This window comes from Streptomyces sp. NPDC057428 (assembly GCF_042803195.1).
Lineage (GTDB): Bacteria > Actinomycetota > Actinomycetes > Streptomycetales > Streptomycetaceae > Streptomyces.
Window position 1 is genome coordinate 1 of the sequence record NZ_JBHVCT010000015.1, and the last position, 13,293, is coordinate 13,293.

A 13,293-nucleotide genomic window follows, 5' to 3' on the forward strand; every position below is an offset into this window, starting at 1 on the left:
CACCAGCGCGACGAGCCCACGCATCACACCACCAGGCACACCGTCACGCCGACATCGAGATATGGCCCATGCGGCCTAAACGAGCGACGTTGCGGTGGATCCAGGGTCAGCCCATCATCTTTCGGATCTCGCTGATCAGCATGGTGAGCGCTGCGCGTTCGGGCACTGTCGTATCCGGGTGCCAGAGGTCTACGAGCAGGCAGGTCCGGGTATCTGTTCCCTTGTTCCACGCCTCATGTTCGAACGAATAGTCGAACAGAAGGCACGAACCCTCCTGCCACTGGCGGGTTTCCTCGGCGACACGAATTCCGGCGCCCTGCGGGATGTAAATGGCCAGGTGCAAGTTGATGCTGAAGTTCCACAGGTCGCAGTGGGGTGCGATTGCAGCCCCGGGCAGCAGCGTCGAGAAGTGCGACTCCAGGAGCGGGCAGATGATGCCCGGCTCGACGGCGTTCTCCTTGAGTACGCGGAACGCGGTGGGCGCGAGCGACGCGGACTCCTCGACGAGAGCGCCACCGCGATACAGGTACAGGGCTTGCCAGTTCTCCTGACGGACCAGGTGGTGCTCGTAGTCGCTGAACCTCTCCCGCTGTCGGTCCCAGGCCTCCTGCTGTTCGGCTTTGATCTGCGCGTGGTTGCTCTCCAGAGCCAGGACCAGCTGCAGCAACTCCGGTTAGGCGTAGGGGTCGTGCCAGGGCACCTGGGGAATTCCGGGCAGGACCCATTTCGCCGCCTGCTGGAGGGGATGGCGCTGCTCGCTGATTCCTGTCGGTTCCAGCATCTGTTTGACCCGATCCAATGAGTCGGCACCGTGCTCCGCCTCGATGACGGCGAAGTACTCATCGATTTCCGGTGTCACTCTTATCTCCCTGCGCCTGTGTGCTGCTTTTCCCGGTGTCCAGCGCGCTGCCCTCCGGGTGGGATTCCCGCGGGAGTTCTCTGGACCGAGGCTCTGACGCAACGGCGTGATGTCCGCCTGGCGTAGCCACCTACCCTGCGCGTCCACAGGTTCAGCAACATGAACGCCGAATGTCTTCACGGGGTGGGCCCGGTGAACACGACAGAGTGCCGATTGAGTGAACACGACTGGAACATCGACGACTGCACGTCAGCCAATTCTTCATTCCGTGTCAATGCGTGACGGACTTTCTCCCCCCTACTGTCTCGTTCTATTCGGTTTCAGGTCTGCGTAGGGGAGTTTCGTGAGTCAGGCAGTCGACGGTTGCGCGGCCACACCGGGGATTGGGGACCCGGTCGATGTGTGGGCGGCCATTGCGGAGCGGGCGCGTCGTTCTCCCGCAGCGACAGCGCTCGTCGATGGGTCGGTCGTGACGACGTACGCGGAGCTGGTCCAGCACGTCGAGGCTCTCGCGGCGGAGCTCGCCGAAGCGGGCGTGCGACCGGGGGACCTGGTCGGCATCCGGATGTCGCGGGGCAGCAGGGCGATCGTCGCGATCCTGGCGGCGCTGCGAGCGGGGGCGGGCTATGTGCCCCTGGACCCCGCCTACCCGGCGGAGCGCACCCGGCTGGTGCTCGACGACACGTGCCCCCGTGTCGTGGTCGACGAGCAAGAGATCTCGCCCGGCCCGCAGTCCGGTGCACGGCCGGAGATGCCGGGTACGGCGTATGTCATCTTCACGTCCGGCTCCACAGGCCGGCCCAAGGGCGTCGCGGTTCCGAGAACCGCCCTCAACAGTTTCTGCCACGCAGTCGCTTCTCGTTACGGCCTGACCGCCGGGGACCGGGTGCTGCAGTTCGCGTCGCTGAGCTTCGACGCCAGCATCGAGGAGATCTTCCCCCCGCTCGTCACTGGTGCCTCGGTTGTCCTGCGCGACGACGACATGATCAGCCGGCCGGACCTGTTCCTGGACCGCTGCGCCGCTCTCGGTGTCACCGTCCTGGACCTGCCGACCGCCTACTGGCACGAGATCGTGACGGCCCTCGTCAGCGGCGAGGCCACCCTGGCTGAGACGGTCCGGCTGGTGATCATCGGTGGTGAGGCAGCACGCCCCGACCTCGTACGTGGCTGGCAGGGAGTGGCCGGCAGCTCCGTGCAGTTACTCAACACGTACGGGCCGACCGAGGCCACCGTGGTGTCCACCGTCGCCGATCTGACCCGGTGGACCGGAGAGGCGGTGCCGATAGGACACCCGCTGCCGGGGGTCACCTGCCGGGTGGTCGATGCCTCGGGCGGACGGGCCGACGTCGGGGAATTGCTGATCGGAGGTTCCGGCGTATCCCTCGGCTATCTGCACCGGCCCGAACTTACCGCCGACCGGTTCCGTCCCGGTCCGGACGGCGGCGTGGAGTACTGGACCGGTGACCGGGTGCGCCGCGCGGCCGACGGTGGGCTCGTGTTCCTCGGCCGACTCGACGACCAGGTGAAGATCCGCGGCTTCCGTGTCGAACTGGGCGAAATCGAGGCGGCGTTGCGCGAGGACGACGCGGTCGTCGACGCGGTCGTACGGGTGGAGGAACGCGCTGGACAGCAGCGCGTGGTGGGCCACGTGGTCGCGGTTGCGGATACCGACCTCCTGACGGTTCGCGCTTCGCTCGGCAGCCGGTTGCCCGCCTACATGATCCCTGCCGCTCTGATCGGGCACACGTCGTTCCCGCTCACAGCCCAGGGCAAGATCGACCGGCAGGCGCTGTCCGCGAGGACGAAGGAGGTGCCCGTCGCGGCTGAGGGACTAACACCGGCGCAAGCCGACGTCGCCGAGCTGTGGAGGACGCTTCTAGGCGTCGGCGATCTGCGGCCCGACGACGACTTCCTCGCATTAGGCGGCAACTCCCTGGCCGCGGTCCGACTGATCGGTGCCCTGCGGCGCAGTCACGGCGTAGACCTTACACTGAGTCAGCTGTTCGCGGCGCCGACGCTGGCCGCGGTCGCCGAACTGCTAGTCGGCAGTTCCGCTCCCGAGGAATCGTCGGATAGCGGCCTACCCGAAGGCGTGGCCCTGCCGCTGACTCCGCTGCAACGCGACTTCTGGGTGGCGGAACGCGTCTGCGCCGACCTTCCGGCCCACACCCTCGGCGTCCGGTTCCGGTGGGACGGTCGCATCGACGCGTCGGCGATGGCCCGTGGTCTGGACGAGCTCACCCGGCGGCATCCGCTGCTCCGCGCCCGCTTTCCTGACGACGGGGCACAACCACGCATGGTAATCGAGGCGGTCGGGCGGATTCCGCTGACCGAGGTCTCCCCATCGGCCGGCGCTGTCACGATCGAGAAGGTCGACCTCGTCGACGGGCCTTTGGCCAGGGCAGTCCTGGTCCGCACCGACGGCGACGACGAACTTGTCCTGCTCATCCATCATCTGGTGTACGACGGCTGGTCCGGGGCCGTCGTCGGCAACGAACTGGCCGCGCTCTACCACGCGGCACTGAGTCACCCTCGAGGCGACGACCTCAGTGCGGCCGCCGGGCTGCCCACGCCCGTCGCCGTACCCGACATGGCCGCACGCTACGCCGCATCAAGGGGCGACGCGCGGCTCGCGGCGTACTGGAAGAGCCGCTTCGAAGGCGCCGCCTTCGACTTGGACCTGCCGGCGGACCGGCCGAGGCCCCCGGCCCGGTCCTTTGCGTCCGCCCGCATCGACCGGCGGCTCAGCACCGCTCTGATCGAAAAGTTGACCGACTGCGGCAAGGAGCACCGGGCCAGCCTGTTCATGGTGGTCTTGGCGGGCCTGCAGGCGGTGCTGGCCCGCTACACCGGGCGGACCGACGTCACGATTCTGTCCCCGGTGGCCGACCGGAGCACCCCCGACCTGGAAGGGATCGTCGGGCCGCTGCTCAACATCCTGCCGCTGCGCGGAGACGTAGGCGGTGAACCGTCCTTCGCCGAGCTCCTCGGCAGGGTCCGGGACGCCGTCCTGCGGGATCTGGACCATCAGGCCCTCGCCCTGCCCGACATGGTCGACGCGTTGAGACGGCCGGGCAGCGGGAACCGAAACCGTCTCAGCCCTGTAGTCCTGACCGTGCACAACATGCCCACGCCTAGCCACCGGGCCGTTCGCTACGTGGGGGAAGTCCCTCCCGTGGCAACCCTCGTGGACCTCTCCGTCAGCCTGGACTTTCCCGCAGACGGACCGGTGCTGAGCATCGACTACGCCACTGAGCTCTTCGACGCGGCCCGCGTCGAAGCCCTGCTCGGGCACCTCCTGACCCTGCTGGCGGACGGTGTCGCCACCCCTGAGAGGGCGGTGACACAGCTCGCTCTGCTCGGTGCGGACGAGCAGCGGCGGATCCTGCACGAGTGGAACGACACCGCAGTCGCAGTGCCGGACGCGACAGCGCTGCACGAACTCTTCGAGCGCCGGGTCGCGGCCGCTCCGGACGCACCGGCGGTGGCGTTCCAAGACACCACGATCAGTTACGGCGAGCTCAACGGCCGCGCGAATCAGTTGGCCCGCCGGCTTCGTGCCGAGGGAGTGCGCCCCGGTGACCGGGTCGCGATCAGCCTGGACCGGGGCATCGACCTGTTCGCCGCCATGTGGGGCGTGCTCAAGGCCGGCGCGGCCTATGTGCCAATCGATCCGGCGTACCCGCGCGACCGCCTCGACCACATGCTGCGGGACAGCCGGTCGGAGGTCGTCATCGACGCTGGCTACATGCGTGGCCCGCTCCCGGCCGACCGCAGCAACCTGTCGCTGGTCACCAGCGAGTCGGACGCCGCGTACGTGATCTACACGTCCGGGTCGTCTGGCAAGTCCAAGGGCGTCGTCGTCCCTCACGGCAACCTGGTGCACGCCGTGGCCATGTGGGAGCACGCATACCACCTCGAACCCGGCTGGACGTACCAGCAGGCCGCCAGCTTCTCCTTCGACATGTTCGTCGGGGAGACCCTGCGCGCTCTGTGCACCGGCGGCCGGCTGGTCGTCGTACCCCGCGAGACCCTCCTCGATCCCGCGGACCTGTACGCGCTGATGCGGGCCGAACAAGTGCAGTGCACAGAACTGGTCCCGGCTGTCCTGCGTAGCCTGCTCGGCTACGCGGACAGGACGGGGCAGAGCCTGGACTTCGTGCGCCTACTCATCGGCGGAGGCGAGAAGTGGCATGTGCAGGAGTACAAACTGGCCCGCCGCCTGGTCGGTCCCGGCAACCGGGTCGTCAACGCGTATGGGGTCACCGAGGCGACGGTCGACAACGTCTACTTCGACGGCTCGGTGGACGACCTCGCCGACGAGGCTCCCCTGCCCATCGGCCGACCGTTCCCGAACAACCGGGTCTACGTCCTGGACGCGCACGGCCGGCCGGTTCCGCCCGGGGTGGTCGGTGAGCTGTACCTCGGCGGCCTGGGCGTGGCGACCGGCTACCACGACCGCCCCGAACTGACGGCCGACCGCTTCGTGCCCGACCCGTTCACCCCGGAGCGGGATGCCCGCATGTACCGGACCGGCGATTCCGCCCGCTACCACCTGACCGGCGATGTCGACTTCCTCGGCCGTCTCGACGATCAGGTCAAGGTGAACGGGTACCGGATCGAACTGGGCGAGATCGAAGCCGCCCTCAGCTCCCTGCCGGGGATCGTGGCGTGCGCGGTCGCGGTCCACCCGCTGCCCTCCGGCATCGCCCAGCTCGTGGGATACGTCGTCACCCACTCGGCGGGGCCGGACGCGGAGCTGATCCGCGACGCGCTCGCCGCCACACTGCCCCTACACATGGTTCCGGCCCGGCTGATGCCCCTGCCGTCACTGCCTACCACGCCGAACGGCAAACTCGACCGCCGTGCTCTGCCGCCACCCGGCGAACTCGGCGTCGAGGCTTCGGGCACCGCCCCACGTACGCCTCTCGAAGAACGGATCGCGGCCGCGTGGAAGGACATACTCGGCATCGACGACGTCGGCATCGACGACAGTTTCTTCTCCCTCGGTGGTGACTCGTTCGGGGCCCTCCGGCTCATCCGGCGGATCGAGCCCGCCCCGACCCTGATCGAGCTCTACCAGCACCCGACCGTACGCCGGCTCGCCGCGGCACTGGACGGCCGTGACCCCGGTGCGGACGCGGAACGCCAGCTGCTGCACCGGCTGACAGCGGGCGACGCCGACCTGCCCACCGGGGGCATCACCGTCGTGGCAGTCCCGTACTCCGGTGGCAGTGCCATCGCCTACCAGCCGCTCGCAGCCGCGCTCCCGGCGAACTGGGCGCTACACGCCGTCGAACTGCCCGGCCACGACCACACCCGGCCGGACGAGCCGCTCCTGGGTGCTGCCGCCGTGGCCGAACTGGTCCTGGCCGAGATGAGGTCGATCGAAGGACCGGTTCTGCTGTACGGCCACTGCCTCGGCGTCGCCGTGACCGTCGAGGTGGCCCGGCAGGCGGAGGCGGCGGGCCTGCCCCTCGTCGGCGTGGCACTCGGAGCAGGCTTCCCCACGGCCAGGCTTCCCGGACGGTTCTTCGACTGGTTCTACCGCATGGTCCCCACCGACCGCTTCACCTCCGACCGCGAATACCTCTCCTATCTCCGCGGCCGTGGCGGCTTCACCGACGTCGACGACCCCGCGCAGGCGACGTTCGTCCTGCGCAACGTGCGCCATGACGCGCGAGACGCCGAGGAGTACTTCACCTCGGCGTACCGAGCGCAGGTCGAGCCACTGAGCACGCCGGTACTGGCCGTCGTCGGCGCCCGCGACCGAGTCACCGAGCACTACGAGGAACGTCACCAGGAATGGCTGCACTTCGCTGACGAGGTGGACCTCGCAGTTCTACCGAAGGCGGGTCACTTCTTCGTCAAGGACCACGCGGCCCCGCTCGCACGGGCACTGGTCACCTTCCTCAAGCGCTCCACGGAAGAACCCGACGAGACGCGGCCGGCCGGCCAGTCCGTGCCGCCCATGGACCGCGGACCTCGCGAGGGCCGCGGCACACGGCGGAGCCGCGTCCCGACGCCCAGCCTGTCGCTGTTCGCTCTGGTCGCGTTCGGTCAGTTCATGTCCATGATCGGCAGCGGACTCAGCGCCCTGGTCCTCAGCATCTGGGTCTTCCAGCAGACCGGATCGATCACCGACTTCGCCGTGGTCAACGCGGTCGGCCTGTTGCCGGGCATCCTCGTAGGGCCACTCGCCGGTGCCGTCGCCGACCGCTGGGACCGGCGCAAGGTCATGCTCGCCAGCGACGGGGCCGCCGCAACGGCCATGGGGGCCCTCGGTGTCCTTGTCCTCACCGGTGGCTTGCAGTTGTGGCACGTCTATCTCGCGGTATCGGTGACCTCGCTCGCCGGAGCTTTCCAACGGCCGGCCTACCTCGCCGCCGTCGCCCAACTCGTGCCGAAGCGGTACCTCGGACACGCCACTGGCATCACCCAACTCGGCATCAGTGTCGGACTCGTCTTCGCTCCCATGCTCGGTGGCGCCCTCGTGGGCATGATCGGCGTGCCCGGTGTGATCGTCATCGACATGCTCACGTTCGCCGTCGGCGTGCTCACCCTGCTGCCGGTCCGCTTTCCGGACCTGATGTTCCGTCGTCGCGAGGAAACCTTCCGCACCCAGATCACCGCCGGGTGGCGCTACATCACCCACCGTCCGGGGCTGCGCGCGGCGCTGCGGTTCTTCGTCATCGACCACGCCTTCTACGCCCTGGGCTTCGCCGTCATCACCCCGATGCTCCTGATCGAGCAGAGCACCGTCGTCCTGGGCCTCGCCCTCGCCGCCGGCGGGCTCGGCGGGCTGATCGGCAGCCTGTTGATGGGGCTGTGGGGCGGCACCCCCCGGCGCGCCCACGGCCTGATCATCTTCATGGGCATCGGCAGCCTGGCCATGGCCGTCGTCGGTGTCGGGACCGGGCCTGCCTTCGTGATGGCCGGCATGTTCCTCCTGACCTTCGGTGAATCCCTCGCCGAGGGCCACTGGATCGCACTGGTGCAGACAAAGGTCGGCTTCGAGCTCCAGGGCCGCGTCCTGTCGATCTTCATCACCGTGATGCTGCTGACGATGCCGGTGGGATATCTCCTGGTCGGGCCGCTCGCCGAACACTATGTACAGCCCCTCCTCGAACCCGATGGCGCGCTCGCCGACTCCGTCGGAAAGCTGATCGGCACCGGGCCGGGGCGTGGTCTTGCCCTGCTCGTCGTCGTCAGCGGCCTGCTGCAACTGGCGTGGGCCGTTCGGGGTTGGTTCAACCCCCGTCTCCGGCTGCTCGAGGACCACCTGCCCGACGCCGTGCCGTCCGCCGAGATCGGCTCCCGTGACGACCTGCAGCGCGAAGCCGACGCCCTGCTCACCCGCTAAGGAACCCCTGTGTCCACAGAAGTACTGCCTTCCGACGCGCCCGTGAACGCCTACGGCACGCCGTTGATCGATGCCGGGGAGCTCGTACCCGGTGCCCGCGTCCTGATCAAGGACGAAACCCGGTACGCCTCCGGCAGCCACAAGGAACCGGCTGCCCGGGCGGTCGTGGCCCGTGCCGCGTCCGACGGCTATGACCGCGTCGTGATCGCGACCTGCGGCAACTACGGCCGGGCCATGGCGATGGCCAGTGCAGCCGCGGGCATGGCGTGCACCGTGGTGCTGCCGGCCGGCTGGAGCGACGGCGGCGCCTTCATGCGTGCCGCCGGCGCCGATGTGCACCTGGTCCCCGGCACCTACGAGGACGCGGTCGACGAGTCCCGCAGGCTCGCGCTTGCCGACGGATCCGTCGACGGGAACGTGGACGGCCCGTACGTGGACGCGGTCTTCGCCGGCCACGGCGTCGTCGTACAGGCCCTGCATCGTGCGCTCGCCGAACCACCCGCGGCGCTGTGGATCCCTGTCGGCAACGGCACCACGATCATCGCGGTGCACCGACAGCTCCGGGCCCTCCGTTGGTCCGTGCCCATCCACGGGGTCGGCTCGGCCGCCAACAACCCGGTCGTCACCAGCTGGCCGGGTGAGTACCGGACGCTCCCTCCCGAGGATGTCGTGACCACGGACCACAATCAGCCCCTGGTCAACTGGCACGCGCTGCAAGGGCCCGAAGCGATGGCAGCGGTCGCCGACACCGGCGGCGCCGTCCACGGCGCCGACGACGAACAGTTGCGCGCCGCCGCCACCCTGCTCTCCCGCCACGGCGCCCGGCCCACCGCAGCAGGGGCGGTCGCCCTGGCCGGACTGCTCGGCCACGCCCGCACCACACCGCTCACCGGAAGCCACGTCGTACTGCTCAGCGGACGCTGAGCGAAGTGAACCCCTACGGAGAATCGCAATGACCGCCGTGGCACCTCCCACGTCGCTGTTCGTTCGCTCGCGGACGGCTGCCGTGGACGAACGGATCTTCATCGCCAAACTTGCAGCGCTGACCGCGCTGACGGCCCTCGGCGTCGCCCTCGCGCTGCGCCCCGAACCCCTCGCCACGGTCACCGGTGTGGTGCTGCTCGCCGCGATGTACACCCACGCGGTCGAACTGCAACACCAGGCACTGCACCACTCGGCATTCCGGCGCGCCTGGCCGCACCGGCTCGTCGGCGTGCCGCTCGGTCTGCCGATGCTGGTGGTCTACAGCCACTACCGCGTGCGGCACCTGCAGCACCACCGCTACCTCGGCACACCGCAGGACGCCGAATTCTTCGGCTTCGACACCCGTCAGCCGCTGACGAAGGGCGCCCTGCTGCGCGGGCTGCTGGACTACTCCAGACTGGTAACCGTCATCCGTGACGTGTGCCGTGCGGCGACCGGCCGTTGGCGGTACGAACTCGGCCACATCAGCCCCGCGATGCGACGTCACGCTGTCACCGAGCATCTGATCCTCGGCGGCGTGATCACCCTGGCGGGGGTCCTGGCCGCCACGGGGTACCACGAGCCCGTCGCGCGCCTGTGGGTGCTGCCTCTGCTGCTCGCGGTGCCGATGCACTTCCTGGTGGAGCTGCCGGAACACATACTCTGCGATACCGACAGCACAGACGTACTGCGCAACACCCGGAGCATCCGTGGCAGCCGGCTCAGCACCTGGTTCACCAACGGCAACAACCTGCATATCGAGCATCATGCCGCGATGAACGTCCCGATCAGCCAACTACCCGCCCGCCACGCGGAAACCGCCCTGTACGCCCTGCACCTGGAACGGACCTACCTGAACTTCTACCGCACCCTGTGGCGGGCAGTGCGCCGCTGAGCCCATGGCGCGGGCTGGTGCCACGGCAGGCAAGGTTCGCCCCGTCGCACCGCCCGGCACGCATCGCGCCGCACCGGACGAAAGCCCGAGTACGTCCAGTACGAGGGCGTTCCCGACGGCGCACGCCAGAGGGGCGGAGCGACCCCGCACGTACACCCCGCGAGCTTGGGGTGAGACCCCGGCCCGGTGTTGATCGCACCGCGTCGGGGTCGTTTCGTTGGGGGCACCGTAAGCAGTCATGGCGCCACGTCGCAAGCTGATCACATTTAGTCATACCTGCTGGCCGTGACGGGGTGGGGGCCCAACCCCCTTCTTCGACCTACCGGTTACCCGAATGCGCTCGAATCCCGGACTCCGGATCCCGACACCCAAATCTCGAAGCTCGAGCGCCGGGCCGGCCCACTCGCGATGTACACACGAACGAGTGCGTTGGCCCCTCCCGGGGCTCGGCACTCGGCGCTCGGGAGGGGACCGGGCCCCAGGCTCCGCCCGTGCGTCCGGTGGGGCGCCTGGGGCCATCAGTGGCTCGCCCGCTCCGGCCGGGGCCGACAGGCCGACCAGCAGATGATCTGGTCGCGGGCGCATTGGAGCGCGACGCTGAAGCTGCCCCGGTCCGGGTCCGCTCCGGGTGTGGTCTCGGTGGCGTCGGCGATCGCGATCCGCAGGACCTGGTAGGCGCTCAGTAGGGCGTAGACCTCCTGGGCGATGCCGGCCCAGGTCTTCGAGCGCAGAACCCGGCCGCCCAGCATCGTTTTCAGGATCGCGAAGTAGGCCGACTCCACTTCCCACCTCTCGTGATACAGGCTGACCAGGTTGGATGCCGGGTATCGGTGGTGGTCAAGGAGGTTGGTGACCAGCCGGTAGAGCCCGGTCCGGTGGCCCTGACTGGTGGTGATGGTGATCTCGCACTCGATGACACGGACCTCGAGGTCGCCGAAGCGGGAGAGGTAGGAGCCGTCGTCGTAGCGGGCCAGGACCGGCGGTTTGCGGGCGGCGGAGGCGCGGGCGAGGAAGGCGGCCTCGGTGGCGCCAACCGCGGCCGGGAACGTGTTCGAGGAAAAGGGCCCGGTCCAGCAACACGATCACGCTGGCGTGCAGTGAGCGCATCAGCCGCTTGCCGTAGACGGTCTCGCCGCTGGATCGGCGGCCGAAGGCGGCGTCCAGGACCGCGCGGGTGCAGCAGGCGACCAGCGCGGTCAGGCAGATCTGCGGGTAGCCGGAGGTCGCGTACTGGTTGGTGCCTTTGCCCAGGTGGGCCCGGTGCAGCGGGCTGTCGGGGACGTCGAGGTAGGTGCCGTCGATCGCGACGGTAAGCAAGCCATCGAAACGGGCGCCGCCGGTGCGGATCGCCGTGGCCGGCCCGCGCAACAGGTCGAACAAGGCCCGCATCGGGCGCACGCCAAGACGGGTCCGCGCGTCCCAGAGTGCCGTGCCGGTGATCTTCGCGACCGGTATCGCTTCCAGTGCGACGGTGAGCTTGCGCCACACCGCCAGGTAGCCGCATTCCTCGAACAGGGCGGCCGCCAGCAGCAGGTAGACCACCACCCGGGCGGGGATCTTCCGCAGTCAGCGCTGGACGGCACCGGTCTCGGCCAGGACAGCATCGACCATCTCGAACGTGACGATCTGGGTGAGTTCCCCCAGATGGCCGGGGGCGAACAGGCCCTTGGCTACCGTGATTTCACGCGTGATAACACACTGATCGGACAGCGGAGCCTCCGGTGCTGTGAACGGCTGTCTTGGTCGACTGCCAGTTCTACCAAGGCTCCGCTTCTCACGTTCCGAGTCACCGCAGATCAGCGGGTACTTGTCAGCGCCTCCGAAGCCCTAACACGGCCTTGCCCTTAGCAGTGACTCGCTCTGGTGACGGAGCAAGTCCGAGCGGTTCTCTGCGCCGTGGCGCGGAGGTGCCTTCCATGCCTGTGTGACATGGCCGACGAGATCGGACGTCGCAGAGGCACCTCACGGTCACCTCCCAGCAGGGCGGAGGAGACCGCCGCATCCCTCTCGTGGGTGGCTTCGTTGCCTTCCCCGCGTCTCACATGCGCGGCGATCCCGTCGAGTGTGTGCAGTGGCACGATCCCGAACCGACCGCCGACGATCCGCCGGTGGCGGGCCGGCCCCTGGCCCAGGCGGTTCCGCGGTCGAGGCCGTGGAGCGGCCTCGGTCACGTCCTCGCTGGTCATCGATGCATCTTCCGTGATCGGGAGTTACACCGAACGTTTGAACGTTTTGCAGTCCCCCTGAGCTGGTGTCGTTCATAATTGCCCGGTGTCCCGTTGCAGTAGTTCGACTGGGGAGAGGTAGCCAAAGGGTGAGCAGCGACAGCCGGGGTGCGGGGAAGGTCGCGGTACGACTCAAGTGGGATCCGAGTCCGTGGAACGAGTCACCGCAGCATTTGGACATCATTGCCACCACCTACTCGAAGGCCGCAGCGTACGGACCGCCTGCTTACGTCGTCCACTTCGACAGCCGCTCACCGGACGGCACCATCAACATGAGCCGGCACAGCCGCACCGGGCAGGGCTTTGGCTATGTCGAAGAGATGACCTTGGAGCTCGATCGCCTCGCTTCCTCCTTCGCACGGGTCGTCGTGGGTGTGGCAATCCATCAGGACGACGGCCGTAAGGTATTCGCCGACATCTCGAACGTCGGAGTTCTGGTTGCCGAGGGATATGAGGAGCTCCTCAAGGACGACTTCTCCCAGGTCAGCGGGTCCTGTGCGGCAACGGTCGCGGAATTCGTTCGGGAGGCTTCCGGGGGGTGGACGTTTCAGCGGATGATCCGCGGGTTCGACAGTGATCCGCTGCTCTTCACGGCAGAGATGGGCCGCCCCACGCAGGCATAAGCGTCCTCCTGTCCGTAACAGGTCGGGCATTGGACCTGTGGCCTGGTGCGCCAGTTGGCAGGTGCGGCACATGACTGGCGAAGGCAGGCGTCGAGGCTGTGAAGTCTCCCCACAGGCCGGGCCCTGAGGGCGGATCGGAGGCTGTGTGCGGGGCCAGTCGAGGATGCGGGCACCGGTCACCGCGGTTTGAAGGGTGTAGCGGTGCTGAGGGGTCGGTGGGGTTGTTTCCTGTGAGCTGATGGATGCGCTCGAGGCGGTAGGTCAGGGCGCGGATGCTGAGCAAGAGCTGGCGGGCTGTTACTCATCGGCCGTCGGCCTCGGCGAGAGGGCCCGGGACAGCGAGGTAGGCGGCGGCAACTTGTGCT

The 13,293-nt window shown here is 68.4% G+C and carries 8 protein-coding genes and 1 pseudogene; 4 read left to right on the forward strand and 5 right to left on the reverse strand.

The features are described from left to right. Nucleotides 1-106: 106 nt before the first annotated feature. Nucleotides 107-667, reverse strand: coding sequence for an aspartyl/asparaginyl beta-hydroxylase domain-containing protein (locus ACFU5K_RS08595; RefSeq protein WP_384058287.1), 561 nt, complete (start codon nt 665-667; stop codon nt 107-109). Nucleotides 668-673: 6 nt separating this feature from the next. Next, nucleotides 674-859, reverse strand: a complete 186-nt coding sequence (locus tag ACFU5K_RS08600; RefSeq protein WP_384058289.1) for a hypothetical protein — start codon at nt 857-859, stop codon at nt 674-676. Nucleotides 860-1,259: 400 nt separating this feature from the next. Between ACFU5K_RS08600 and ACFU5K_RS08605 the strand changes: the two genes are divergently transcribed. Genes ACFU5K_RS08605 through ACFU5K_RS08615 form a run of 3 tightly spaced genes read left to right on the forward strand, consistent with a single transcriptional unit; the run spans nt 1,260 to nt 10,080 of the window. Then, nucleotides 1,260-8,222: an amino acid adenylation domain-containing protein gene (locus ACFU5K_RS08605; RefSeq protein ID WP_384058420.1), complete on the forward strand. Its 6,963-nt coding sequence runs from the start codon at nt 1,260-1,262 to the stop codon at nt 8,220-8,222. A 9-nt stretch (nt 8,223-8,231) separates the two neighbouring features. Then, a complete protein-coding gene (locus tag ACFU5K_RS08610; RefSeq protein WP_384058291.1) occupies nt 8,232-9,146 on the forward strand; it encodes a pyridoxal-phosphate dependent enzyme in 915 nt (304 codons plus the stop codon). A 28-nt stretch (nt 9,147-9,174) separates the two neighbouring features. Next, nucleotides 9,175-10,080: a fatty acid desaturase family protein gene (locus ACFU5K_RS08615; protein WP_384058293.1), complete on the forward strand. Its 906-nt coding sequence runs from the start codon at nt 9,175-9,177 to the stop codon at nt 10,078-10,080. Nucleotides 10,081-10,598: 518 nt separating this feature from the next. Here ACFU5K_RS08615 and ACFU5K_RS08620 read toward each other — a convergent pair. Both ACFU5K_RS08620 and ACFU5K_RS08625 read right to left on the reverse strand, forming a co-directional pair. Then, on the reverse strand, nt 10,599-10,994 hold the full coding sequence (locus ACFU5K_RS08620) for a transposase (RefSeq protein WP_384058422.1): 396 nt from the start codon (nt 10,992-10,994) through the stop codon (nt 10,599-10,601). After that, a complete protein-coding gene (locus ACFU5K_RS08625) occupies nt 10,918-11,646 on the reverse strand; it encodes a transposase domain-containing protein (RefSeq protein WP_384058423.1) in 729 nt (242 codons plus the stop codon). Before ACFU5K_RS08625 ends, ACFU5K_RS08620 begins: the two co-directional genes overlap by 77 nt. Before the next feature lie 748 nt (nt 11,647-12,394). Here ACFU5K_RS08625 and ACFU5K_RS08630 point away from each other — a divergent pair. Continuing rightward, nucleotides 12,395-12,928, forward strand: a complete 534-nt coding sequence (locus ACFU5K_RS08630; protein ID WP_384058295.1) for a TerD family protein — start codon at nt 12,395-12,397, stop codon at nt 12,926-12,928. Nucleotides 12,929-13,078: 150 nt separating this feature from the next. Here ACFU5K_RS08630 and ACFU5K_RS08635 read toward each other — a convergent pair. Next, nucleotides 13,079-13,226 (reverse strand): annotated as a pseudogene (locus tag ACFU5K_RS08635) (helix-turn-helix domain-containing protein); the annotation flags it as partial. Nucleotides 13,227-13,293 lie beyond the last annotated feature (67 nt).

Excerpts from the sequence above, each read along its gene's own strand:
- ACFU5K_RS08615 (WP_384058293.1), top strand. The coding sequence starts at position 9,175 with ATGACCGCCGTGGCACCTCCCACGTCGCTGTTCGTTCGCTCGCGGACG.